The 25,820-nt window shown below is 48.1% G+C and carries 29 protein-coding genes; all 29 read left to right on the plus strand.

The genetic code is table 11. The annotated features are described in order from the left end of the window. Positions 1–211: 211 nt before the first annotated feature. Entirely contained in the window at positions 212–373 is a 162-nt protein-coding gene (locus AXX12_RS20105) for a LexA family protein (protein ID WP_082816711.1), read from the plus strand. Between the two features lie 49 nt (positions 374–422). Further along, positions 423–1,661: a DNA polymerase Y family protein gene (locus tag AXX12_RS04425; RefSeq protein WP_066238708.1), complete on the plus strand. Its 1,239-nt coding sequence runs from the start codon at positions 423–425 to the stop codon at positions 1,659–1,661. Between the two features lie 5 nt (positions 1,662–1,666). Next, positions 1,667–1,900, plus strand: coding sequence for a hypothetical protein (locus tag AXX12_RS04430; RefSeq protein ID WP_197470639.1), 234 nt, complete (start codon positions 1,667–1,669; stop codon positions 1,898–1,900). Positions 1,901–2,100: 200 nt separating this feature from the next. Continuing rightward, positions 2,101–2,460 (plus strand): YmaF family protein, encoded by a 360-nt coding sequence (locus tag AXX12_RS04435; protein WP_461781729.1) that lies wholly within the window; start codon positions 2,101–2,103, stop codon positions 2,458–2,460. Between the two features lie 415 nt (positions 2,461–2,875). Then, entirely contained in the window at positions 2,876–3,019 is a 144-nt protein-coding gene (locus AXX12_RS19185; protein WP_156478586.1) for a hypothetical protein, read from the plus strand. Positions 3,020–3,204: 185 nt separating this feature from the next. Further along, the gene (locus AXX12_RS18705; protein ID WP_197470641.1) at positions 3,205–3,438 is read left to right on the plus strand and encodes a sigma-70 family RNA polymerase sigma factor; all 234 of its coding nucleotides are present in this window, start codon (positions 3,205–3,207) and stop codon (positions 3,436–3,438) included. A 74-nt stretch (positions 3,439–3,512) separates the two neighbouring features. After that, positions 3,513–4,016, plus strand: coding sequence for a YqeG family HAD IIIA-type phosphatase (locus AXX12_RS04440; RefSeq protein ID WP_066238711.1), 504 nt, complete (start codon positions 3,513–3,515; stop codon positions 4,014–4,016). Between the two features lie 11 nt (positions 4,017–4,027). After that, positions 4,028–4,804: a carbon-nitrogen family hydrolase gene (locus AXX12_RS04445; RefSeq protein WP_066238714.1), complete on the plus strand. Its 777-nt coding sequence runs from the start codon at positions 4,028–4,030 to the stop codon at positions 4,802–4,804. 86 nt (positions 4,805–4,890) lie between these two features. Continuing rightward, positions 4,891–6,561, plus strand: a complete 1,671-nt coding sequence (locus tag AXX12_RS04450; protein WP_066238717.1) for a GspE/PulE family protein — start codon at positions 4,891–4,893, stop codon at positions 6,559–6,561. 19 nt (positions 6,562–6,580) lie between these two features. Next, positions 6,581–7,630: a type IV pilus twitching motility protein PilT gene (locus AXX12_RS04455; RefSeq protein ID WP_066240263.1), complete on the plus strand. Its 1,050-nt coding sequence runs from the start codon at positions 6,581–6,583 to the stop codon at positions 7,628–7,630. A gap of 13 nt (positions 7,631–7,643) precedes the next feature. Continuing rightward, positions 7,644–8,858, plus strand: a complete 1,215-nt coding sequence (locus AXX12_RS04460; RefSeq protein ID WP_066238719.1) for a type II secretion system F family protein — start codon at positions 7,644–7,646, stop codon at positions 8,856–8,858. A 387-nt stretch (positions 8,859–9,245) separates the two neighbouring features. Continuing rightward, positions 9,246–9,623, plus strand: coding sequence for a type II secretion system protein (locus AXX12_RS19980; RefSeq protein WP_066238722.1), 378 nt, complete (start codon positions 9,246–9,248; stop codon positions 9,621–9,623). A gap of 93 nt (positions 9,624–9,716) precedes the next feature. After that, positions 9,717–10,463: a prepilin peptidase gene (locus AXX12_RS04470; RefSeq protein ID WP_066238725.1), complete on the plus strand. Its 747-nt coding sequence runs from the start codon at positions 9,717–9,719 to the stop codon at positions 10,461–10,463. 3 nt (positions 10,464–10,466) lie between these two features. Next, positions 10,467–10,907 carry a pilus assembly FimT family protein gene (locus AXX12_RS04475; protein ID WP_066238727.1) on the plus strand — a complete coding sequence of 147 codons (441 nt, stop codon included), beginning with the start codon at positions 10,467–10,469 and terminating at the stop codon, positions 10,905–10,907. Beyond that, entirely contained in the window at positions 10,904–11,308 is a 405-nt protein-coding gene (locus AXX12_RS04480) for a type IV pilus modification PilV family protein (protein WP_066238730.1), read from the plus strand. The genes AXX12_RS04475 and AXX12_RS04480 overlap by 4 nt, the downstream gene beginning before the upstream one ends. 21 nt (positions 11,309–11,329) lie before the next feature. Then, the gene (locus AXX12_RS04485) at positions 11,330–11,866 is read left to right on the plus strand and encodes a PilW family protein (RefSeq protein WP_066238733.1); all 537 of its coding nucleotides are present in this window, start codon (positions 11,330–11,332) and stop codon (positions 11,864–11,866) included. A 25-nt stretch (positions 11,867–11,891) separates the two neighbouring features. Next, a complete protein-coding gene (locus AXX12_RS04490) occupies positions 11,892–13,088 on the plus strand; it encodes a DUF7305 domain-containing protein (RefSeq protein ID WP_066238736.1) in 1,197 nt (398 codons plus the stop codon). 15 nt (positions 13,089–13,103) lie between these two features. After that, complete coding sequence (locus tag AXX12_RS04495) at positions 13,104–13,379, plus strand: late competence development ComFB family protein (RefSeq protein ID WP_066238739.1); 276 nt, start codon at positions 13,104–13,106, stop codon at positions 13,377–13,379. A 7-nt stretch (positions 13,380–13,386) separates the two neighbouring features. Further along, a complete protein-coding gene (gene pilM, locus AXX12_RS04500; RefSeq protein ID WP_197470643.1) occupies positions 13,387–14,454 on the plus strand; it encodes a type IV pilus assembly protein PilM in 1,068 nt (355 codons plus the stop codon). Continuing rightward, a complete protein-coding gene (locus AXX12_RS04505) occupies positions 14,451–14,972 on the plus strand; it encodes a PilN domain-containing protein (protein ID WP_066238745.1) in 522 nt (173 codons plus the stop codon). The genes pilM and AXX12_RS04505 overlap by 4 nt, the downstream gene beginning before the upstream one ends. A gap of 5 nt (positions 14,973–14,977) precedes the next feature. Beyond that, on the plus strand, positions 14,978–15,556 hold the full coding sequence (locus AXX12_RS04510; protein ID WP_066238748.1) for a type IV pilus inner membrane component PilO: 579 nt from the start codon (positions 14,978–14,980) through the stop codon (positions 15,554–15,556). 80 nt (positions 15,557–15,636) lie between these two features. Next, positions 15,637–16,767, plus strand: coding sequence for an efflux RND transporter periplasmic adaptor subunit (locus tag AXX12_RS04515; protein ID WP_066238752.1), 1,131 nt, complete (start codon positions 15,637–15,639; stop codon positions 16,765–16,767). Beyond that, positions 16,767–19,868, plus strand: coding sequence for an efflux RND transporter permease subunit (locus tag AXX12_RS04520; protein ID WP_074431336.1), 3,102 nt, complete (start codon positions 16,767–16,769; stop codon positions 19,866–19,868). Before AXX12_RS04515 ends, AXX12_RS04520 begins: the two co-directional genes overlap by 1 nt. A gap of 276 nt (positions 19,869–20,144) precedes the next feature. Continuing rightward, positions 20,145–20,627: a hypothetical protein gene (locus AXX12_RS04525; RefSeq protein WP_066238754.1), complete on the plus strand. Its 483-nt coding sequence runs from the start codon at positions 20,145–20,147 to the stop codon at positions 20,625–20,627. 229 nt (positions 20,628–20,856) lie between these two features. Next, positions 20,857–21,609, plus strand: a complete 753-nt coding sequence (gene larB, locus AXX12_RS04530; protein ID WP_066238757.1) for a nickel pincer cofactor biosynthesis protein LarB — start codon at positions 20,857–20,859, stop codon at positions 21,607–21,609. Positions 21,610–21,613: 4 nt separating this feature from the next. Next, positions 21,614–22,786 carry a nickel pincer cofactor biosynthesis protein LarC gene (gene larC, locus AXX12_RS04535; protein ID WP_066238760.1) on the plus strand — a complete coding sequence of 391 codons (1,173 nt, stop codon included), beginning with the start codon at positions 21,614–21,616 and terminating at the stop codon, positions 22,784–22,786. A 12-nt stretch (positions 22,787–22,798) separates the two neighbouring features. Continuing rightward, entirely contained in the window at positions 22,799–23,740 is a 942-nt protein-coding gene (rnhC, locus tag AXX12_RS04540; protein WP_082816715.1) for a ribonuclease HIII, read from the plus strand. Positions 23,741–23,780: 40 nt separating this feature from the next. Further along, entirely contained in the window at positions 23,781–24,569 is a 789-nt protein-coding gene (gene folE2, locus AXX12_RS04545; protein ID WP_066238762.1) for a GTP cyclohydrolase FolE2, read from the plus strand. Positions 24,570–24,601: 32 nt separating this feature from the next. Next, positions 24,602–25,789 (plus strand): aminotransferase-like domain-containing protein, encoded by a 1,188-nt coding sequence (locus AXX12_RS04550; protein WP_066238765.1) that lies wholly within the window; start codon positions 24,602–24,604, stop codon positions 25,787–25,789. The last annotated feature ends 31 nt before the right edge of the window (positions 25,790–25,820 follow it).

Consider the following 25,820-nt stretch of genomic DNA (forward strand, 5'->3'; position numbering starts at 1 on the left):
TCTTAAAGGCCTACTACAAAGAAGGGGTGAATTTGGACCGACGTTAATCCAAAAATATGTCAAGGGCAGCACCTTTAATTGTATGTATTATAGGAGCGCCCTTTTTTTATTTCCAAAAAGTCCCGGCTTCACAAACAGATGTTCGATATGGTATTATTGCAGTACAAACGTTCGGAGGTGGGCTTATGAATAAAATGGAAGCTATCCTTGAATACCTCAAAATCGCAACGAACAGTACTCCCCAACAGTCCGTGAAATCGCTAGCGTAATTGGCATGAGCGTAGAACCTACTCACCACATGCTGACGGTCCTCAGGGATCGCGGCTATATCACTTGGGAGCCTAACATGACCCAGAACAATCAGGTTAGTTAGGCCAGCGTGAGATATTTAATTCTGTCCCCATGGGAAGGGAAGGCTAAATGTGCAACGCACAATCCTGCACTCAGACCTTAATAATTTTTATGCTTCCGTCGAATGCCTCTACAACCCCGATTTGCGCAACAAGCCTGTCGCCGTATGTGGGGACGCCGAGGCACGACACGGGATCGTACTCGCTAAGAACCAGTACGCTAAGGCGGTAGGTGTAAAAACAGGGGACGCTATCTGGCAAGCAAAACAGAAGTGCCCCGGCTTGGTCACCGTGTCAGCGGACTTTCGGAAGTACCTGCGGTTCTCGCGCTTGGCTAGAGCGATATATGCTGATTATACTGATCAAATCGAGAGCTTCGGTATTGACGAGTGCTGGCTAGACGTGTCCGGGTCTGTTCACTTATTTGGTAATGGGGTAACTATTGCAGATGATATCCGGCGGCGGATGCGGGATGAACTTGGTGTAACGGCATCGGTAGGGGTTTCATGGAACAAAATCTTCGCTAAATTGGGCAGCGACATGAAGAAGCCTGATGCTACAACCGTTATCACAGAAGATAATTATCGAGAAACAGTCTGGTCTCTACCGGTAGGAGAGCTATTGTATGTTGGTCGATCTACTCGGCGGAAGCTTGAGAACCGTGCTATTTTTACGATTGGTGACTTAGCGAAACGTGAAGTTAATGATCTGGGGTTGTTGCTAGGTGTTTGGGGAGAAACTCTCTGGTCGTTTGCAAACGGTCTTGATTCGGCGCCGGTGCGGCTAACAGGAGAGGAAAGCTTAATCAAATCTGTCGGCAACAGTACGACAGCGGCACGCGATCTCCTCAATATTGAAGACGTCAAAATGATAATCTACGTGCTGGTCGAAAGCGTCGCAGCTCGGCTCCGCAAGCACGGTCTGAAATGTATGACAGTGGCGATCAGTGTGCGAGATAAAGATTTATTGTCGTTTGAACGACAGGGCAAGCTTAGCGGTCCGACTTTCGTCTCTAATGATATTGCCCAAAAAGCACTGGAACTGTTCGCAAGCAATTATCGCTGGAATAATTCAATCCGCAGCTTGGGTGTCAGAGGAGCTGATCTAGTAACTGCGGACAGACATGTTCAGCTTGACCTGTTCGACCGCGATAAAACGGAGGCGGAGGAGCTGGAACGCACTGTCGATACTCTTCGGCGACGCTTTGGTCATTACAGCGTACAGAGGTGCGCGATGCTGCTTGACAGACAACTAACCGGGTTCAATCCTAAAGATGACCACGTGATTCATCCAATATCATTTTTCAGGTGATAAATATGGGGAAAATATTTGTAGAAATCATTGCTGAGCACGATCTAAATGGCAGGACTAAGCCGATTGCAATTAAGTGGGAGGACGGGCGAGTCTTTGAAATCGACCGCGTCCTTGACGTGCGCCAGGCGGCGTCGCTCAAAGCTGGCGGCACCGGGATAAGGTACACTTGCCGGATTCGTGGCAAGGAATCATATCTGTTCGATGATGAGGGGCGTTGGTTCGTCGAAGCAAAATAAGAGGAGTATATTGCTCTAATCCGGGGGTGCCGCTCCTTCGGGGGCGGCTTTTTTATTTTGCAGATTAGCCAGTTACTTCAATAACACCAAGCCAGTCAAGATTGTTATCGTTCTAAATGGAATATCCGCATCATAAGGTGAATTATAAAAATGAAGGGGGTATAATAGTGGAGGAAGACATTAGGAAAAAAGCTTATAAGATTGAAAGTGATAGTGATAGTGATTGTGATCATGATCATTCCACAAACCTGACTCATGTGCATGAATTTTTAGGAAGCACCAAACTTGCGGAGCTGGAGGAAGATCCTCACAATCATCGTTTTGCCGGGGTTTCAGGTCAAGTTATCTCAATAGGGAATAATCATCATGTGCATGACATAATAACAAGGACAGACTTCTACGAGGACCATTTTCACGAGATCTGTGTTCGGTCTGAACAAGAAACTAATGTAGGTGATGGAAAACACGTGCATTTTGTACATAGAATGACCGAAGAGGCTGAAAACCATGAGCACGAATTTCTTGTTGCTACCCTAATTCAAGACCCAATTGGCGACTAGCCTATTTATGGGTATAAGCTCCGCTTAATTTGCGGGGCTTTTATATTTACCGAGAGACGATCAGGGGCGATGGTTCGTATTGGCAAGTTGCCATTGATCGCCTAGGTGCATAATTCGATTATTTAGCCGCTTCTGAAGGTATTATCCCCTTTAGGTATATCAAGCCATCGACACGTTCACTTTGAGCGTGTTTTCCTATTTGTCCTCAGTTAAAATACTGTTTTGTCCGCGCAATGTGTAGTTTACTGGGGTTTCCGCTACTTATTCGCCGTCTGTTGACTGCCAACATTTCTTTGTTAGCGAAAAGATAATTTGCCTGTCTCGTTTTGTCAAGCAGTCAAATAGCCATCAAAAGCAGATCCTTATGTATTTTCACCATTTTGTAAAGACTACTTTTACAAGGAGGTGAAACCAAATGGCAAAAGATTCTGAACTCGGCGGCAAACATAATGGTTCCAATAAAGGTTCACCCTCAGCTAAAATGGCAAATCATCAGCAGCAAAAAAAATTAGCTAGCCAACAGGCAGCGGCTGGCGATGGACAATCAACCAAAAAATAAGGCAAATTAGGCGTCGGTGATTCTCCGGCGCCCTTGCTTTGTATTACTGTTTATTGCTTATTATAACTTTGCTATGTATTATACTATATAATCAAATAGGAAGAGATTGTATTGATTACAGATAAACCGATGAAGGAAACGAAATAACATTAATCGATGTTCTTGGTACTGGACCTGATATTGTCGTGGAAGCGGTAGAAAATCAATGTGAGCAGGAACGATTGATCAAGCAACTGAGTCGATTGGATGATAGGGAGAAGTGGGTGCTAGAGCAACGCTTTGGACTACCAGGCTGCAATAAGAAAACGCAACGCGACATCGCGCGCATACTGGGAATCTCCCGTTCGTATGTTTCCCGAATTGAGAAAAAGGCGGTGGCCAAACTGTCTAAGCATTTCTCCCAGGAAGATGGACACTAGGCTTGTGGACTGCACTGCTTTTGTCTCGGCGTTATGCGTGGTATAATTAATTACTATATACTCGAGGAGGCGCGATGCTGCAACTGCTTTGTCCCCGTCTGATGGTGAATAGTCTGTTAGAAATTGATATAACTTTGTTGCGCCAACAAGGCATAGATGGTATTGTCCTTGACCTCGACAATACCATTTTGCCATGGGATAGTGCCGAAATTTGCCCGGAAGCCGCCATTTGGCTGCACCGGGCGCTGGATTCGGGGCTAAAAGCCGGTTTGGTTTCCAACAATCGACAGCGACGGGTCGCCGAGTTTGCCAGCCAGTTCGCCATTCCCTTCGCGGCGAGAGCTTTTAAGCCTGCCAGTCGTGGTTTCCAGCAGGTGATTGCTGAGATGAATCTAACTCCAGACCAGATAGCTGTGGTTGGTGACCAGTTGTTTACAGATATTCTGGGCGGTAATCGACTGGGCTGCTGGACGATCTGGGTCAAACCACTGAGCGCCCGCGAATTTATCGGGACAAAAGTTACCCGTCAACTGGAGAAATTAGCTGTACGTGTACTGCAATCGAAGAAAATGATTTAGGAGATGTAGACATGAAAGTCGCTATGATTCAGATGCAGGTAAAGGCTGGCGATGTACAAGCCAACCGGCAACGTGGCTTGGCTTTGGCCCGCGAGGCTGCTTCACTGGCTGATGTTCTTGTACTGCCGGAAATTTGGACAACCGGCTATCATTTAAAAGAGCTTGATCGCTGGGCAGAGGAAGAAGACGGACCTACAGTAAACGAACTAAAAGAAATCGCTAGGGCCCATGAGGTTTGGATTGTTGCCGGCTCGTTGCCAGTTCGTCGAGTGGAGGGCGTAACCAACACCATGTTTGTGCTGGCGCCAAATGGTACAATTGCCGCCCAGTATGACAAAATTCATATGTTTAGCTTATATGGAGAGGGCAGGTTTTTTCAGCCTGGCGCTAAGCAGACGGTCTTTCCCTTGGCTGGTACTCAGGCGGGGTTAGCTATTTGTTATGATATCCGTTTTCCGGAGCTGTTTCGTTCACTGACCCTGGCAGGAGCTGAGGTAGTATTTGTTGCCGCCGAATGGCCAGCAGTCAGAAGCGCCCATTGGCGGCTGCTGAGTCAAGCGAGAGCACTCGAGAATCAGGTGTTTATCATTGCAGTTAATTGTGTGGGTGAGCATAAGGGGATTGTCTTTCATGGCCATTCGCTGTTGGTTTCGCCTGAGGGGGAAATATTGGCTGAGGGTACAGATAAAGAAGAAATTGTGTTAGGCGAGGTGGATCTGGCTGCCGTCGGCAAGGCCCGTCAATCTCTGACTGTCTGGCAGGACAGGCGTCCTGACTTGTATACATAGGAAATTTTGCAAATATTGTCGCAATAATGCAGGAGTTGTTTATGTGAATCAAGAAAACTTTTCAATTATGATTTTCTAGTTTTCAAATGATAGGAGATACAGATGTGAAGAATCGCAAGCGCCTTGGCGATCTATTGCTGAATGCAGGCTATATTACTCAGGAACAGCTTGAAAAAGCGCTGAGCGTGCAGAGCAAGACACGTGAACGCCTGGGTCGCGCGCTGATCAATCTCGGTTACATAACAGAAACGGCAGTCTTGGATCTGTTAGAAATACAGCTAGGTGTCAAACGCGTTGAATTGACACCTGCCCAGGTGGATAAGACTGTTGCCGCCCTAATTCCTCGTGCGTTAGCGGAAAAATATCAGATTATTCCCATTGAGAAGCAAGATAACGTGATCAAACTGGTTATGGTAGATCCGACGAACTTCTTCGCTATTGACGATGTCCGCATGATCACCGGCAGCGAAGTAAAGCCGGTGATTGCAACCGAAAGTGAAGTTGTTCGGGCCATCAACGATATATACCGATCACTCTCAGTAGCCAAACAGCGCGAAGAAGCGGTTCAGCCAGGATCGCCCTCAGGCGAAGAGGCGCCGGTTGTCGCGATGATTAATACAATTATCTCACAGGCGATCCGCGAGAAAGCCAGTGATATCCATATGGAACCACAGGAAAAGGGGTTTCGCATACGGCTGCGCATTGACGGCGTTTTGCGAGAGATAGCGTCCTTTCCAAGGCATACTCATGCCCCTGCCGTCTCCAGAATTAAAATCCTCAGCGAGATGGATATCGCGGAAAAGCGGGTGCCGCAGGATGGCCGCATCAAGGTGACTGAAGCCGGAAGGGAAGTAGATATCCGGGTATCAACCTTGCCGACGATTTTTGGTGAAAAAGTTGTCATGCGGATACTGGATAAACAGGCAGTCGTCTTTGATATCAGTCGTCTGGGGCTATCTGATGAGACTCTCGAGAAATATCGTCGCTTATATTACCAGCCATATGGCATGATCCTGGTAACAGGGCCAACCGGATCAGGCAAGACAACAACCCTGTATTCGACCTTGTCGGCGCTGAACTCGATTGATCGTAATCTTATCACAGTGGAAGACCCGGTAGAGTACCAACTGGACGGTATTAACCAAGTACAGGTTAACCCCAAGGCGGGTATTAATTTTGCCAACGGGCTGCGATCCATCTTGCGACAAGATCCCAATGTCATCATGGTAGGCGAGATTCGCGATTCTGAGACAACCGACATTGCTATTCGTGCTGCTCTGACCGGACACTTAGTTTTCAGCACGTTACATACCAATGACGCGGCAGGTGCAATAACCCGGCTGATTGATATGGGTGCAGCGCCTTTTCTAGTTGCTTCTTCTGTGTTGGGAGTAGTTGCTCAACGTTTGGTCAGAAAAGTTTGCCCGGATTGTCGGGAAAGCTACTTGCTCACTGCAGTTTCGCCAGAGCGGCTGTATCTGGGATTGCGTTCCGATGAGCCGATTACGTTATACCGGGGGCGTGGTTGTTCACTTTGCGGCCAAACCGGCTATAAAGGCAGACTGGCCATTCATGAGATCATGCCCTTAACATCAGCCTTGCGTCAATTGATCAATCGCCGCGCTGACCGCGATGAAATCGCCGCCTGCGCGGCCAGAGAAGGCATGACCACCATGAGTCAAGACGGCTTCACTAAGGCTATGGCCGGTTTGACAACGATTGAAGAAGTAAGGCGAGTTGCCTATGATCCAGGATAAGGGGGACAGTTCCATGCAGATGGAAGCTATTTTACGTGCTGCTGTGCTGAATAAGGCGTCAGATGTTCATTTGACTGTTGGCATTCCACCAACACTGCGAATTCATGGTCAGCTCACGCCTATGGATATGCCAACGCTTATGCCTGAAGATACCTATCGCTTGTTGACTGCGATTACCTCAGTACCTCAGAGAAACCAGTTTGATGCCATAGGGGAACTGGATTTTGCCTATGCGATCCCTGAATTCAGCCGCTACCGCGTCAATGCGTTCAGACAGCAAGGCTCGGTTGCGCTGGTCCTGCGCATCATTAATGAACAGTCCCCAACCTTGACTGAGCTTGGTCACCCGGAGGCCTTGTTTACGCTAGCCCGGCGACCGCGCGGTCTAGTGCTGGTTACAGGCCCCACCGGCAGCGGCAAATCAACGACACTAGCCGCGATGATCAATTTGATAAATAGCGAGCGCGCTTGCCATATCCTAACTCTTGAAGACCCGGTCGAATACCTGCATAAACATAAGAAGAGCATTGTAAATCAGCGGGAAATCCACCATGACTCCCAAAGTTTCGCCAACGCTCTTCGCGCCGCCTTGCGCGAGGACCCGGATGTGATTTTGGTGGGTGAGATGCGCGACCCGGAAACGATCGGCATTGCCATCACGGCCGCAGAAACCGGCCATCTGGTGTTTGCCACTCTGCATACTGGTGACACAGCGCAAACGATCGACCGGGTTGTTGATGTCTTTCCACCCCATCAGCAGCAGCAAATCCGGGTTCAATTGTCAACTGTACTGCAGGGGATCGTCGCCCAGCAACTTCTGCCGCGCAGTGACGGCAGCGACCGGATCGCCGCTCTTGAAATCATGATGAGTACACCGGCGATTCGCAACTTGATTCGTGAAGGCAAGACACACCAAATTGCCTCGTCTATTCAGACTGGTGCGCGTTTTGGTATGCAGACCATGGACAATTCACTCAGAGACCTTTACCGTCGTGGCGTAATTGACAAGGAGGCGGCTGTTGCCCATGCGATTGACCCTGACGCTTTTTTGAAACTGCTGCAGGCATAGGAGGACAGTTTGTATGCCGCAATATTCCTATACAGCGCGAGACCGTGCCGGACAAATTATCCGCGGCTCGTTCACCGGTGAAAGTCGCGCCGAAGTGGCTGCCTATATTCGTGGCCGGGGTTTATATGTTACCCAAATCCGTGAAGCTGCGCCCAGCATTTCCTTTAACCTGGATCTGTCAGTAGGTGGCGGAGTAGGCACTAAAGACTTGGCTTTATTCTGTCGGCTGTTTGCAACCATGCTAGAAGCCGGGCTGTCTATGAACAATATTCTGCTAGTGCTGATTGAACAAACAACAAACAAGAAACTGCGAGAGACACTGAAGACGATTTACCGCAAGGTGCAAGAAGGGGAAGCTCTCTACCGTAGTCTTAGCGAACACCCGCGCGTCTTCCCGCCAGTTATGATCAGCATGGTCGAGGCTGGCGAGTTGGGCGGCGTGCTTGATAACGTGCTAGAGCGTCTGGCCGTCCAATTTGAAAAAGAACATAAGTTGAATGAAAAAATCAAATCAGCTATGGCCTATCCTGCTGTCGTTGTCGGCATGGCACTAGTGTCACTGACCTTTATTCTTACTTTTGTTTTACCGACGTTTGTCAAGATGTTTACAGACATGAAAATTGAACTGCCACTGTTAACCCGGATACTGGTGGCAGCTAGTGTATTTGTCCAGACATATTGGCCATTGCTGTTGCTTCTTGTGGCCGGAGCGGTCATAGGCTTTGCCTATCTGGCTGAGAAGCCAGGCTTTCGCCAAAAGGTTGATCCTCTGCTATTGCAAATACCGGTGTTTGGCTTGCTAATGCGAAAAATTGCCATTGCCCGTTTTACCCGCACGTTAGGCAGCCTGCTGCGTGGCGGAGTACCGATTCTTCAGGCTATTGAAGTTGTAAAGAAAACAACTGCCAACTATGCGATGATTAGTGCTCTAACCAACGCCCAGAACAGTATTCGCCAAGGTTCAGGCATAGCCGGGCCGCTAAAGGAAAGTGGCGTGTTTCCGCCAATGGTCATCCATATGACGGCTATTGGCGAAGAATCGGGCGAGCTTGACCGCATGCTGGATAAGATCGCCGATTTTTATGAAAGCGATGTTGACGACATGGCGGGACGGCTGAGCAGTATGCTGGAACCGATGCTGATAGGATTTTTAGGCATACTGATTGGCTTGATTGTGGTGGCGGTGTTACTGCCGATATTTGACATCGTGAGCGGGGCAGGGCACTAGAGTGCGGAGTTGCGTTGCCACGGAGGACACGGAGTGGACATAGAGGGAGAACGGAAGAGACGTTCAAAACCATGAAGACAGTTAAAGTGGACACAAAGAAGTACTAAAAGAAATATTTTGCGCACGTTGTACGCAAAGCATACGCCACTTTAACCGCAGGCGTGCAGCGCCCTTTGCGACTTTGTGGTAAAGAAGAAACTACTAGAGTTTAATCCAAGTGTCGAAAAGAAATATATTATGTACTATTTTTTACAAAATTAACAAAAAGTTAGTTAACAATTTATAACAGTTATTGTACAATAAGAATTAATAGGACTTTTAGCCCGATTTTGGGGAAAGAGTAAAACTTCTTTAGTATTTATAAATAATTAGTAGGAGAGTGAGAAGATGTTTAAGAAACGGAATCAGAAAGGTTTTACTCTGGTTGAGTTGGTTGTTGTTATTGCTATTCTAGGTATTTTGGCCGCTATTGCGGTGCCGCGGTTTGCAGGGGCCAATGACAATGCCACACGCGCGAAAGTTCAAGCTGATTTGCGGACCATAGATAGCGCAATTGCCATGGACAGAGCAAATGGTACTTATGTAGCTGGAACAACTGTGATTGCCGACCTCGTTACGCGGGGATTTATAGCTTCAGCACCAGTTCCAAGAAATCATGCAGGTAATGCTGTTGTTTATGGTATTGGTAATGCCGCTCCCGATACAGATCGTGCAATTGCTACAATTAATGCAGTGGTTTACCGAGCGGATAGTGTGATTCCTTGATATACTCTTTCCGAGGCGGTACTGTTTGACAGTGCCGTCTCGTCCTAACTTTTTAGGATTATTTATTTATCAATATATAGGTGACAAATCGTGATGATTATTCTTTTTTGTATTCTATTCGGTCTTCTCATCGGCAGTTTTCTCAACGTCTGCATTTACCGCATCCCGCTAAATCAATCTATCGTCTACCCGCCATCCCATTGCCCAAACTGTCAAACTCCTCTTAGACCCATCGACCTAATCCCCGTCCTCAGTTACTTTCTGTCTGGCCGCCACTGCCGATATTGCGGCGAAGTGATAGCTTCTCGTTACGCGATCGTGGAATCACTGACCGCGTTTCTTTTTGTATGGTGTTTTTCTGTTTTCGGCTGGACAGGGGAAACTGTCTCGGCTTGTGTCTTTGTGTCGTTTATGGTTGTGATTACTTTCATTGACTATGATCACCAGCTGATTCTTGATAAGGTTCTGATCTGGTTTGCTTTGGCTGGTGTCTCAATACGCTACTATCTTGGTTCTCCGTCGCTACTTGATATGGGACTAGCTGCCCTGGTCGGCGGCGGACTGTTGCTTATCATCGCTGTGCTTAGCCGGGGTGGCATGGGCGGCGGTGATGTAAAGTTCTGTTTTGCGCTGGGTATCTGGCTGGGATGGCCAGATATCCTTTTGGCCTTATTTTTGTCGTTTGTTATTGGCGGACTGGCAGGGGTGATCCTACTTGTATTTCGCCTGCGAGGTCGCAAAGATATGATCCCCTTTGGTCCGTTTATTTGCTTGGGCGCATTTCTTACGCTCCTTTATGGGCGAGATATTCTGACCTGGTACTTTGGCCTAATGAGGTGAGTTATGCAACGCGGTTTTAGCTTTATCGAATTAGTTGTTGTACTATCGATCTTGGCGATTTTGGCTGCTGTTGCTGTGCCGCAAATCGGCGATTCGGTCACTGTTCGTGAACTTGAAGACGTGGCTCAACAGCTGGCGTCTGACATTCGCTGGACACAGCAGGAGACTATCAATCGTACAGCTGACATGACATCACCGATGATCACGTTTTATCCTACGGGATACGCTATTGAAGCTGGCTTGGGTAATCGTCTTAAACCGTTCACCAAATTTCCAAATTCTGTTCAACTCGTAGGAACAACTAGTCCTATTTCGTTTAAATTGGATGGCAAGCCAGTGACCGGTACAACGATATCTTTGCAGAGCAGAAGTAAACCAACTCTATTTCGTTATGTGATTGTGCTGCAAACTACCGGGCGAATTAGGGTGGTGAATTCGCTGTGAGGCGTACAGGCCAAAATGGCTTTATTCTAGTTGAAGTTTTAGTTGCCATTATTATAATTAGTGTGGCTCTAACTGCGGTTGCCGCAATGTTCGTACCCGCAACCGCCGCCTATTCCAGCGCAGCTGACTATACAGTAGCTGCCAATCTAGCACAAAAACAATTAGAACTGCTAAAAACTCAGCCGTCAACGTTTTGGAATGGGGCGTTGCCAAGGACTTTGTCTTGGCAAGGCACAGAAACTCTGCCGATAAACCTAAATGGCATAGATTATCAAATTACCACACAGGTGTTAGCAATACCTACGTCGAATTCACTGGTTGAAGTACAGGTTACGGTGAATTGGTCGAAGGGGACAAAGGTGCAATCCATGCAAATGGTTGCCTTGTTTTCTACAAAATAGAATCATTTATCGGAGGCAGTGATGCGCTGGCAGTTATCCCAAAGAGGCTTTACTCTCATTGAATTAATGATCGGACTGTTCCTGACCGGAATACTGATGGCAGCTTTGTTTGGCTTGCTGTCTTCTTCACTTCAATCCCGGACACAGGCTGATCGACACGTGGAACTGCAACAGACCGCACGCCACGCTATGGATAGTATGGTGCGGGATCTGCAATACGCAAATGCAATTACGTCAGTCAGTCCAGAAAGTATCACCTTTAAGACAGAACAATTCGGGACTGATACGATTACATATTGGCTCGACAAATCTAGAACTACTGCGATATTAAGGCAAAATAAGAATGCAAGCATTAACCAACCAGTCACAGGTGAAGGACAAGCCGTTAATGTCAGCATTAGCCAATTGGCGTTTGAAATATTGAGAACCAACACCGCAGGACAGCCGCTGACAATAGGAATTGAACTGGCGGTTACTGATCTTGCGGTCAGCGATTCCGCAAAGCGCCCTGACTATACGCTACGAACAGCAGTTACCGGAATGAACATTCCTCGCTAGTTTGCTTAGTGATGGAGGTCACAAAGTGAGGTTTTTCAAAATAAACAAACAAGCCGGATCTGCGGGGATTTTGGCTCTTGTTATCCTAGCACTGCTCGGTGTTGTCGGCGCCGGCATGGTCAGACGTACATCGACTGAAGTCGATATGTCGGCAAATTACCGCAATGGCGTGGCGGCGCAATATCTGGCAGAGTCTGGAGCACGCGAAGCGATCGCGAAATTGACCCAAGATGCTGCCTTTGTCGCCGCAACTAGGGATAAAACCGCGAATTGGACTTCTCCAGTTATCGGCTCTGATGCAACGTCAGGAACCTATAGAGTAACAGTGGTCGGCTCTGGCAACAACTGGACGATTTCGTCGACGGGCACTGTCGGATTGGCTAACCGAATGGTTTATTTTACTATTTCGCTCGCGTCATCGATATATAGCTCAGCTGTTTTCTGCGGCCCGGATTTTATCGCTGAACAAAACACCCATATTACCGGCTCGATAGGGACAAACGGCAACGCCACCTTCGGACAAAATTCAGTCGTGTCTGGAGTAGTGTCAGCTCACGGCACGGTCACAACACAACAAAACTCATCTGTTCCTAAAACAGAGGGTGTACCTTTGGTTGATATTCCCATATTCACAATCCCCTGGGACAACAATTCCTCCACCTTGCCCGCCCCTTCGTGGCCTTTGTCTGGCGGTAATTATTTTGTCAATGGTTCGCTGGTTTTAGGCCAGAATACAACATATTCTGGCAATGGTGCTAGCACTATATTTGTTAAGGATTCCATTGTCATCGGACAGAATGTTACTCTTAGCGGCAATATAAAGTTAATCGCTCTAAAAGACATTACCATCGAACAGAACATGGACATTAGCGGTGGTGTGGCCCTGCTGGCCGGGCGCGATATCAAAGTTGGCCAAAATTTCGGGAAACAATCTGATTCCACAATACCAGTTCTGCTGGCGGCACAAGGAACAATCGATGTTGAACAGAACTTTGGTAAAGGTTCAGAAAACTTCAAAGCCAGTCTTTATGCCAACGGTGCCATAAGTTTGGGACAAGGGACTAAGATCAAAGGATTTGTGGTATCAGGCAGCGGGGTGAACATGCGTCAGAATGTAAGCATTACTTATGATGCATCTTTTGCCGACCATACAGAGCTTCCTGCAGATGTTGGTAATACAGTCAACATTGGTCCGTGGAGCAGTTACAAGTCTAACAAATAGGGGAGGAGATTGATCATGCATTTAAAGAATTATATGGAAGATCTGGTGTGGGAGAAGCTCGACGAGGTAATGGCTACTCAGCCTGATATGTGTAACTGTGAGCAATGCCGATACGATGTAGCGTCACTGGCTCTCAATTATTTGCCGTCGCGCTATGTCGTCACCGCCACAGGCGAGACCTATACTCGTGTAAAGTCGTTGGAAATGCAATTTGTTATTGATATCATCAGCGCCATCTCGCGTGCGATGATTATCGTCCAAGCTAAACCTCGCCATCCGGCAGAAAAGTAGTGTGAACGTGAGCATTCTAAGTAACCTGTTTAATCGAGACAGCAAATACATAACTGGTGTCGATATTGGCAGCGGTTTTATCAAAGTTGCTCAGCTTGACTATTCTCAAAGCCAGCCAGCCTTGATCGCGGCTGGCGCGACAGCGTTGCCGCCAGGAGCAATTACGGACGGATTGATTAGTAATTCGGCCTTGCTTGCTACGCAACTGCAGCAGTTAATGCTGTCAGCAGGTTGCCATGGTGAAAATGTCGCATTTTCTGTTGGCGGGCGGTCGACGTTTGTCCGGGAAGTATTATTCCCATCAATGGAACCAGCAGAATTAAAAGAGGCGATTACCTGGGATATTGAGAAATATATTCCCTTCGCCCCAGACACCTATTATTACGATTATTCGATTGTTGGCAAGTCTGAGACTGACTTAGAGATGCGGGTACTCATTGCAGCTGCTCCCAAGGAAGAAATTGATGCTTTAGTGGCTTTAGCTAACGAGTCAGGTCTAAAACCGATTGCTATCGATATTGACGCACTAGCGGCGGGCCGGGCATTGGGTGATCCGGATTCTGCGCTGTTGGTTGATATTGGTGACTCGATCACCCAGATCACTGTGTTCCAGGGAGGGTGCCCTGTTGCGGCCCGGACAGTCGTAATGGGTGGGCGCAACTTCACGCTTGATATTATGCAGATACTTGGTCTCACCTACCAGGAGGCTGAACTGCTGAAAGTGCGCCAAGAAGGGCTGCTGCGTCCGCGTAACGATGACGACGACGCAACCGATGTGCACAGCAAGCTGGCTCAGTCGGTTGGGGAACTTGCGAGAGAAATCGTTCAGACCTCTGAATTTTACAAAGTGCAAAACAGAAGTGCAGTAATTGATAAAGTAATCTTGACTGGCGGCGGCGCTAACCTTGATAATCTGATCAAGCATTTAGAGTGGCAGACAGGCATGCCGGTTGCACTACTTGATCCGCTGTTTTCTGTTCGCTCGACTGCCGCCTTTGACCCGCAGTATATTCGAGGGCTAGCTGGGCAGTTGACTGTTGCGATTGGACTTGCTATGCGGGGAGGAGAAGCATGATTACGATCAATCTGCTGCCACCGGTAAAGAAGAACCCTTTTTTGCAGGCTCGCCATTCCTTCGCCATCGCTGCCGGCTTGTTCGTTTTGTGCCTTGGCTCCTTCTGGGGTTATCTGCTCTATACAGAACAAAAACTAGAGACTGAACTCCAGCAGGTAAGGCAGCAGCATGAACTTTTCAAACCAACGCTGACGCAAATGCGGACCGCAACCGCTAAGCAACAGGCGATTACTGCCAGACAGACCATCCTGCTGGCCCTGACCCAGGAGCGTCCACCGCTTTACGCTGCGATCGCACGTCTGGGGGCTATCATTCCGAACGGAGTCTGGCTGACGGAAGTAACTGGCGATAAAAATAATTTAAAGATCGCTGGCATGGCGAAAAATTATCCGGATGTTGCGGAATTTTTGAAAAAGGCTCAAGACGATGTGATGTTTACCGAGTTTACGCTAATCCGAGCCGAGCACGACAAAACGAACGCCAATTTTGAATATAGGGTGAAGTTCAAGGGGATGTGACACAGATGCAGTTTGATACTCTGCCGCTACGCTATAAAGTTTGTGCTTTTGCCCTTGGGATGGTCCTGCTGACGTGGTTGTTCGCGGGTCTCGTATTGTTTCCATACCAACAGCGTATGACAGATATAGAAAACCAGCTGCAGGCGGAACGCAGTTTGGTTAAAGCAGCACAGGATTTTGGCATGATCCACCCGGAGCCGGCGAAATATTTAAAGCTGATTGATGATAAGTTACATGTACTCGAACGGATGCTGCCGTCTGAAGCGCGGGTCAGCGAATTTTTATCTCAAAGCGAAACAGCAGCAAAAGCCAGCGGCGCGAAGTTGGTGTCGCTCAAGCCGGGTGCAGCCATGAATAAAAACGGTTATCAGGAATGGTCAATGGAACTAGTTATTCATGGTAGTTTTTTTCAAACAATGAATTTTGTTAAAAAAATCGAAGAAGGCCCTCGCTTCAACAGCGTTTCTAACATTGTGATGCAAGCAAAACCTGGTCAACTGGAAAGCAAACTGACGATTAGCATTTATTCTTTTGGTATCCCACCCGTCCAGGCGACTCGCCTGCCAGTCGCACCGGCAAAATAATTGAATGTTTTAAACTATGCGAATAAAATGCGCTATGATAAAATAAAGATTATGACAATATTCGGGGAGCGTGGAATAGATTGGTAACTGGAAGAAGAAAAATCATTGGAGTGGCTGCGTTAATTTTCATCGTTTTGTCTGGTATTATTACATACCGCATATATGACAATTTATCGGCGAATAAAGAACGTGCAGGTCGGCTGGCTCAGGGGCGGGTAGTCGAGGTGGAGGCCGCTAGGGTCGGCCGCCAGGATATCAATCCAGTCATTGTGTTGTCAGGCAACTTGGAAGCAGGCTGGAACGCTGATATCTCACCGAAAGCTGACGGCCGTATTGATAAGCTGTATGTCGAGGAAGGCGATGTTGTTAAAGCCGGCAGCGTCGTTGCCGATCTTGATATGCAGGAATTGAAGGCACTGCTGACACAGGCCGAGGGGAATCTGCTTGTTGCCAAGGCTGAAATGGAGCAAGCTGACCTCGAACTAAGACGCATGGATTCTTTGGTTAAACAGGGGGCAATTTCGGCTCAGGCCTATGATACGGCTAGAATCAAACGTGATTTAAATATTGGTAAAGTCAAAGCGGCACAAGGTAACTTTGATCAATTGGCTACCCGATTGGATAATGCCAGTATCCTCGCTCCCCGTGATGGTGTAGTTGTCAAACGTCACCTCCAGGCAGGATTTTTCGCCAAAGCGGGGACACCGATTATCAGTCTGGCGGATACTTCATCTTTGTTGGCGAAAGCGACTTTGGGGGAAGGTCAGATTACTCAGCTTGCAGTTGGAGCTGGCGCGAAGGTCATCGTGAGTGCACTCGACGGACGTGATTTCTCTGGTGTCATTACTCGCATTTCTCCGGCGGCAGCACTACCGGCACGGACGTTTACGGCTGAGATCAGTGTGCCGAATCCGGACGGAATTTTAAAGCAGGGTATGTTTGCTAAAGTGGAACTCATCGGCAACGTCAAAAAGAACGTGCTGGTGGTTCCGGAAATCGCTTTAGTTATGCGGGAAGACCAAAAAACCGTCTATGTCGTTAAAGCAGATAACAAGGTACAGCAGCAGACGCTAAAGTTGGGTTATGTGGGCAATGGGATTGCTGAAGTGCTGGACGGCGTTAAGGAAGGAGATCTAATTGTTGTCGCTGGTCAGAACAAGATCAAAGACGGCGCAACGGTGAAGGCCTCCGCCAAGGACGGTGGACAATAGTGGGAATCAGTACCTTCATTAAGCGACCTGTTTTCACAACCATGTTGGTGCTGCTATTGGTCGTGTTCGGCATGAGCGCTTATCCCAGTTTAGGCATAGACCTAAACCCTGATGTTGATTTTCCGATTGTCACTGTGAGGATTACTTATACCGGCGCTTCGCCTGAGGAAATGGAGAGTTTGATCACTAAGCCAGTAGAAGATGCGGTCAGCTCGGTGTCTGGCATCAAGACCTTGTCCTCAGTTTCACGTGAAGGCTCGTCGGAAACGACGATTGAGTTTGAATTCGGCACCAACGCCAAGTTAGCAGCCAACGAAGTTCGCGAAAAAGTGGCCGGTGTGCGCCGCCGTCTGCCGGAAGAGATTGATGAGCCGGTCGTGCAACGGTTTGACATTACTGCCCAGGCGATCCTGTATTTTAGTATGGCTTCAGACGTGCGCAACCGCGGCGAAATTCGTAAAATCGCTGTTGATCTTGTTAAGGACGATCTGCAGCGCCTCGATGGCGTGGCTGAGGTTAACGTCTATGGCGCGGCTGAACGCGAAATACATATTTACCTGGATCCACAAAAGCTGGAAGCCTATAATGTAACATTTCAGCAAATTCTAGAACTCGCCAACAACCAGAACATCAACACACCTGGCGGCCGGGTTAATGAGAAAGGCACTGAGCTGACTGTCCGCACCATCGGCAAATACCGTAGTGTGCAAGATATTAAGGATATTGTGGTGGCGAATCAGCAAGGTCGGCTGATCCGCATGTCTGATATCGCTAATGTTGAGGACGGTTGGGCGGAAGAACGGGTCTATGCCCGCACTGATGGTCAACCTAGCGTTATGCTGTCTGTACAGAAGCAATCTGGCAGTAATACCGTTGATGTGGCCGAACGGGTAAAGAAGCAGGTCGAACATCTGCGCAACAACGTACTGCCGCCAGATATGAAAGTAACTATGACTCGTGATAGCTCAGTCTATATCCGCGACAGCGTGGAAGATGTCATTGTTTCGCTGGTTTTTGGCAGTTTTTTGGCAGTTTTTATTACATTTTTATTTCTTCGTAACGGCAGGGCCACTATTATTTGCGCTATTGCCATTCCGACGTCAATCATTGCCACTTTCTTCTTAATGAAGTCGATGAATTTCACGTTAAATAATATGTCTCTGATGGGTCTTAGTCTGTCGGTCGGTATATTAATTGACGATGCGATTGTTGTCATTGAGAATATCTTTCGCCATATGGAGGAAGGTAAATCTCCGTTCGAGGCAGCTAAAGACGGAACACAAGAGATTGCGCTGGCGGTCATGGCGACCACACTTTCCATCTTGGCGGTATTTGTGCCTGTCGGCAACATGGGCTTAGTTATCGGTCAATTCTTTAAACAGTTTGGCTTGACAGTCGCTTTTGCGGTTGCGTTTTCACTGTTTGTCGCCTTTACGTTGACGCCAACTCTGGCGGCCTATTGGCTCAAACCGCATTCAACAGAAACCGTTGCCCCTCGCGGCTTCTCACGGTTAGTGCAAAAAATGCTAGACAGTTTCGAAAATGGTTTTCTAGCTGTTCGCACGCTGTATGTGTTTATTTTGCGCTGGGCGCTCCAACGCCCGAAGAAATTGGTTGTAGTCGCTGTGCTGTCTCTGTTTATCAATGTCATGCTGACACCATTTCTTGGCGTCGAATTTCAACCAACCTATGATTCCGGAGAATTCAATATCGTGATGAACGCGCCGGCTGGCACTTCCATTGACCGGATGAAAGAACTAGTGACACCAATCGAGAAACTAGTTCTCGAAATACCCGAATTGGAGGCCGCTTATTTGCTTGTTGGACAGAATCGGCAGACATATCGGTCAACTTTAGGCATCAGACTGATCTCTGCCAGCGAACGAGATCGTTCGATGACACAAATTATGGACGAGTTGCGCTTCAAGCTGCGGGGAGTTAGAAACCTGAAAACTGCAGTGCAAAACAACCAAGGCGTGGGACGCGGTGATTCACGACCAGTTCAGTTGGCGCTGCGCGGACCTGAACTAGAAGCACTTTCTCACTATGCGCAGGATTTAGCCGAGAAGATTCGCCAAATTCCTGGTAGCGCGGATGTGGATATCTCGAGTGAACAGTCCGAGCCTGAGGTGTTAGTCCGAATGGACCCAGCCAGAATGGGAGAAATCGGCGTTGACGCAACCGCTGTTGGCGATGTGATCCAGATGGCCTTCCTGGGTAAAACGACCAAGAATCAATATAATATCGCTGACAGCGACTATGATATTCGCGTTCAATTACAGGAGCAGAGTCGTTTGAATATTGATGATGTAGCCAATTTGCGCATCTCGACTAAAAGCGGCACGTTCGCCCGATTAGGTGATGTTGCGGAAGTCAAGTTATCCTCCGGTCCGACGCAGATTGACCGCGAAGGGCGGCAGCGTCAAGTTATCGTTTATTCCAATGCAGTCGGAGTCTCGGCAGGTGAGATCATCGCCAAAGTGCGTGACCTGTTACCTGAACTCAATCTACCACTCGGCTATTCAACTAAATTCGTCGGCTCGGCCCAGATGATGCAGGAATCCTTTGCTGAAATCGGCAAAGCACTGGTGCTCGCGATTATCTTGATTTACATGGTGCTCGCAGCTGAGTTTGAGAGCTTTGTGCATCCACTAACCATTATGTTGTCATTGCCTTTCTCGCTGGTTGGAGCGATTCTCGGGTTGCTGGTCGCGGCTAAGACGATTAACATTATGGCTCTCATCGGAGTTATCATGCTGATGGGCTTAGTTACAAAAAACGCCATTCTGCTGGTAGACTATACCAACCAGCTGCGTGCAAACGGCATGGAGGTCGTCGAAGCGTTGGTAGAGGCGGGCGCTGTTCGTCTTCGCCCAATCCTGATGACAACAGCTGCCATGATCTTTGGTATGTTGCCGGTTGCTCTTGGTATCGGCGCTGGCGCTGAGTTGCGCTCATCGATGGGCGTTGTCTTAGTAGGTGGTCTGATTACCTCGACCATGCTGACCTTGATTATAGTGCCTCTGGTATATTTGTTAATCGATAGGATGCAAAATCGACTAAAACATGATAAAGCAAAAGACGCAGGAATAACGGTATAGCAGAAACTACGGTCTCACTTACCGGCAAGACAACAACAAGAATGACTAAAGAAGATCGCCGCGTTTCGCTGGCGATCTTTCTCGTTCTGGATAGAAATTAAACGGTTCGTTAGCGCGAAGCGCGCACGCGTTGCAAAGCGAATTGATATAAATACAGCGTTAACGTTCTTTTCGCGCTTTGTGCGAGGTTTATTGGGCTTCCTTCCCGGGACAGAAACTTTATGCTCACTTGGGGAATAGACTATATTGGTATGCTACTCCTTTGGAGGTGAGTAGATGGAGGATACTCAGCTTATTTCACTGACTTCGTCAAACGAAACCGGAATGCAAGATATTCTAGCGCTGATGCAAATACAAAATAATTATATCAATCAACTATACAGCATGATCATTAGCGCCTGCGCTGATGCGCAAGTAGCCGCAAACAAAGAATTCATTGACTTTACTCATCATTTTGTTAAATTTGTTCAACATCAGTCCAGCAGCATGGGCTTTAGTCAGGCGTTGGATACGATACGGGTATATCACTTTGCGTTGTTGGAGTTGCTTTTGGATAATCAGATTGTGGCGGCTGCTGAGCAACTAGAATTAGCAATTACCAGTTTGGAGCTGGCAAAGACTGCTCCTAGAACATTAGCCAATCCGCAAATGATCGTGCTACATTACGGTATGGATTTGCTCGAAGAGGCCCAACTAAAGATAATCACCTTGTTAGAAGAATTAGTCGCTGTATCGCGGCGAGGACAATTGCAAAATTGACAGAGGCAAGATTTGTAAATTCCTGTTATTGAGAAGTTTGTTTGTATATGGTAGTATACATTTAGATTAGTAGTGTTTAAATAGCAAGTCTGCTGCGGAGTTAAACACAAGGCTTAAGCACAGATTACCTAGGGGTTTAGCCTCTCTAAGTGCCCTCTAGGTACTCTGTGTCTTCTGTAATTAAGAGCACGGTGATTACATAACACCAGCACAACGGGAGTGGACAACCATGGATGATAAGCAATTGATAGAATTATTGGAATCGTACCGCTCTGGTCAGATATCCACCGAAGAAGGAGTTGCCGCTCTTCGCACTCTGCCTTATGAAGACTTGGGGTTTGCCAAAATTGATCACCATCGGACCATCCGTCAAGGATTTCCTGAAGTTATTTTCTGTCAGGGCAAGACGGTAGAACAAGTGGCAACGATCGCCACCCGCTTGGCTGGTCATAACAACAATCTACTGGCTACGCGGGCCACACATGAAATGTTTGAGGCGGTTAAATTGTCTGTTCCTGACGCCGTTTACCGCGAACAGTCTCGATTGATTACTGTAAAACGTGATGAGACTGTTGTTGATCCCGATCGATTCATTCTGGTCGTTACGGCCGGAACCGGCGATATACCGGTGGCCGAAGAAGCGGCGATCACGGCTGAAATGATGGGCAATACGGTTAAGACTGTCTATGATGTCGGTGTTGCCGGTATTCATCGACTGATCGCCCAATACGATCTGCTACAGCAGGCCAATGTCCTGATTGTGGTTGCCGGAATGGAAGGCGCGCTGGCTAGCGTAGTCGGTGGTATGGTTGCGAAACCAGTTATTGCTGTTCCAACTAGTGTCGGTTATGGAGCGAATTTCGGCGGCCTGTCGGCCTTGTTGGCTATGCTTAACAGTTGCGCGGCAGGGATTGGGGTTGTCAATATTGATAATGGATTTGGCGCCGGTCGTTTGGCCAGTATGATTAACCAGATGAGGTGAAGCAATGTCTGTTGTTTATTTAGATTGTTTTTCCGGCGTCAGCGGCAATATGCTGCTGGGTGGGCTGCTTGATCTCGGCTTGCCAGAGGAACAGCTGCGCTCTATGCTAGCTAACTTACCGATCTCCGGTTATGAGCTTTTAACCAAGAGAGTAGAAAAACACGGAATCAGCGCAGTGTACGTAGATGTTAAGCTAACGAAACGTCAACACCACCGACATCTGTCGGACATTTTACAGATCATCGAAACTTCAGGATTACCAAAGTCTGTAATAGAGACTGCAAACGCAATATTTTTGCGTTTAGCAGCTGCCGAGGCAAAGGTTCATAACGCCACCTTGGAAGATGTCCATTTTCACGAAGTCGGCGCAGTTGACGCTATTGTTGATGTCGTAGGTACCGCGTTCGGCTTGCATGAGTTGGGCATTACTAGTCTATATGCTTCAAAGCTGCACGCAGGAGCGGGCTTTGTCAAGTGCGATCATGGCTTAATGCCTGTGCCGGCGCCTGCGACCGCGGAACTGCTGCAGGGGATTCCCTGGTATGGCGGCGATATCAAACGGGAACTGGTCACGCCAACCGGAGCGGCGATTGTGTCGACTCTGGCAAAAGGGTTCGGTTCTATGCCTGACCGGTTTGTCAGCCGCAGGATTGGCTATGGTGCTGGAACGTGGGAGCTTGAAATTCCGAATGTATTGCGGATGATTTACGGCGATTTGCAGCCCCGGCAGGATGAGCTACTCATTATTGAGTGTAATATTGACGACATGAACCCTCAAGATTATTCGCCGGCTATGGACAAACTGTTTGACGCGGGCGCTTTGGATGTCTGGCTTACCCCAATAATCATGAAAAAGAGCCGTCCGGCTCACACTTTATCAATTTTAGCGCCGAGTGTGGCGCTAGATGTAGTGGCGCGAGTCGCGTTAACCGAAACGACTAGCATCGGCCTTCGCTATTTTCCAGTCGAACGAATTATCGCCGATCGGAGTGAGTTGACAGTTGAAACAGCTTGGGGTCGTGTCAGGGTAAAGATCAGCCGCCACCAAGGCAAAGTCTGTCAGGTCACTCCCGAGTATGAGGATTGCCTGCGACTGTCACACTCGTGCGGTGAGCCTGTGCGTATAGTCAGACAAGCGGCGCTTGCAGCTGCTTTCTTACTGCCGGAAACAGAATAGGAGAGGGTGCCGATGGCCGCATTAGAAGAAACAGTCGCTTCGATTACGAAAAACGTAACTGAGAATGATTTGGTTATAGCCAGTTCTCGCTCGATCGCCTATGGTGTTCAGTTAACCATCACTGACGCAAAAGAGTCGATTACTCTCAATATCTACAGTGGCAAAAAGGGCATCTCATTAACGCTTGGCGGCTCTGCCGCCAGCCAATTGCGGCAGAAAGTAGAATCGCTATTGGCAGTTCCACCGCGCCAATCCGCCCAACCAACTAAACCGCAGGGGGCTGACTTGGGCTTTGCCAATGTAGAAGGTTTTGACGGACGCTGGATTGGGACTGATGAATCAGGCAAAGGTGATTTCTTCGGACCGCTAGTCGTTGGAGCTGTGCTAGTTGACGATGAAACAGAGGCCCAATTGGTTGCAAAAGGCATTAAAGACTGCAAAGTCTTATCCGATGCCAAGGTGAGAGCCTTGGCTGTTAGTATCCGGGAAATCTGCCATGGACACTATGTTGAACTGGAGCTGCTTCCGTCTCGCTATAATGCGTTATATCAACAACTGCGAACAGAAGGTAAGAATTTGAATCAGTTGCTCGCCTGGGCCCACGCCCGGGCGATAGAAGATCTTTTGCAAAAAGAGCCTTGCCGGTTTGCTATTGTTGACCAGTTTGCCGATGAACGGCAGATTCTGTCGCGCTTGATGGCCAAAGGAAAAGCCCTGACGCTTATACAAAGTCACCGGGCTGAACGTAATATCGCGGTGGCGGCCGCTTCTGTATTGGCCAGGGATCGTTTCTTGGCCAGGCTGGATAGCTTTCGGGCCCAATACGGCATGGAGTTCCCCAAAGGGGCTTCAGCCGCCGTCATTGCCGCTGGTAGACGCTTTGCTGCTGAACGGGGGCGCGAGGCGCTGATCGAAGTCGCTAAAGTTCATTTTAAAACCATGGAGGAAATATAGCCGCAGACTATAACTAAGCGGCAGAGCGCGGGGGGACGCAATGAAAGACGTACAGAATCTAAACGATGTACGCGGTATCGCCATTCAGAAGGTTGGCGTTACTGATGTGCATTTGCCCTTTCAAATAAAGACTAAAGCTGGGGCGCTTCAGTCTGTGTTAGCCCGCATCCGACTGACAGTAGATTTACCGCAAGAGTACAAAGGCACCCACATGAGCCGGTTTATCGAGGCCTTGTTCGCCTGGAGCCAAAAGCCGGTATCCTATCGTGAGATGGAACAATTGTTGGGCGATGTTCTGCAGCGGCTGCATGCGCAGCGGGCTGGCATTGATATTCACTTTAAATATTTTATCGAAAAAACTGCGCCAGTCACTGGCTTAAAAAGTATATTGGATTTTGACTGCTCGTTTGCCGGCAATCTCGTGCAAGGTGAACGCTTGGAATTTACACTAGGTGTTGCGGTTCCGTTCACTTCACTATGCCCATGTAGCAAGGAAATATCGGATTGTGGGGCACATAATCAGCGCGGGGTTATGAGAGTGAAACTCCGGCAGCGTCCGGGTACGTTTACATGGATTGAGGACTTGGTTACGCTACTAGAAGAACAAGCAAGTTGTCCGGTCTATCCTCTGTTAAAGCGGGAAGATGAAAAATATGTAACAGAGCGAGCCTATGAAAATCCGAAATTTGTCGAAGATGTTTTGCGTGACATGGTGCTTGTTCTGCGCGGCATTAGAGGCGTCAGTTGGTTTGAAGCGGAATGTGAAACATTTGAATCAATTCATAATCACAACGCTTATGCATATCATAGCGAAGATAGCCAGCCGTAGACTGGCCCAATTTTGAGACAGGAGTGATCGTTATGAATTATTCTTGGGCTGAGCGATTAAGCGGCATGGAAGATCCGGCAATTAAAAATCTTCTTAAAACCATGCAACGGCCTGATGTCATTGCACTTTCTGCCGGTTCACCCGCGCAGAGCTCATTCCCGGTTGCTGAATTATCTGCAGCTTTCTCCGCTGTTCTCGCTGATCAAGGCGCTAGCGCCTTGCAGTATGGCATCAGTGAAGGTTATGGCCCGCTTAGGAAGTGGGTTGCTTCCAGGGTTAGCCGTCTAGGCATTCAATGCGAAATGGAAAATGTTCTAATCGGCAACGGTTCACAGCAAGTTCTTGATCTCATCGCCCGTATCTTGCTTAATCCTGGCGATTATGTGGCGGTAGAAAGCCCAACCTATCTAGCTGCTCTTCAGATCTTTAAAGGCTATCAAGCTCGGCTTCTTCCAATCCCGATGGATCAGGATGGTATGCTGGTCGATCAACTGGAGGCTGCGATACAGACCAAACGTCCGAAATTCATTTATGTAATTCCCTCATTCCAAAATCCTACCGGCATTTGCATGTCGCTGGAGCGTCGCCGCCGTCTGGCGGAACTGGCTGCCCGCTACGAAATACCAGTTATTGAAGATAATCCTTATGGTGAGCTGCGCTATGAAGGTGAAGCGATTCCGGCAATTAAGAGCCTGGCAGACAGTCCTTGGCTAATGTATGCCGGGACTGCATCAAAGATTATTGCCCCTGGTCTGCGACTAGGCTGGCTGGTTGCTCATCCAGAATTTATTGAACGAGTCGCTACTGCTAAACAGACAAGTGATGTGCTTTCTAATTCCTTAACCCAGCGAGCAGTTCATCGTTATGTTACAGATAATGATCTGGATGCGCATATTGAGACCATTATCAACCAATATCGCCTACAGAGGGATGTGATGTTGGCAGCGATGAAACAGCATTTTCCAGCAGGTGTAAAGTGGCAGGCCCCTCACGGCGGGATGTTTCTCTGGGTCACTTTGCCAGACGGCATGGATGCTTCAGCGCTACTGCCACTAGCGGTTGAGCAAGCAAAAGTTTCCTATGTACCAGGAACGCCGTTTTATGCTGATAACAGCGGCGCCAACACGCTGCGGCTGAATTTCTCGAGCCCTACGCCAGAACTCATTGCCGAAGGTATTGAGCGTCTGGGTAAACTCCTGAAAAGCTATATGAATGGATAGTAAGAAGAGGCTGTGCCGAAACGAAAGTTTC

The organism is Anaerosporomusa subterranea, from assembly GCF_001611555.1.
GTDB lineage: Bacteria > Bacillota > Negativicutes > Sporomusales > Acetonemataceae > Anaerosporomusa > Anaerosporomusa subterranea.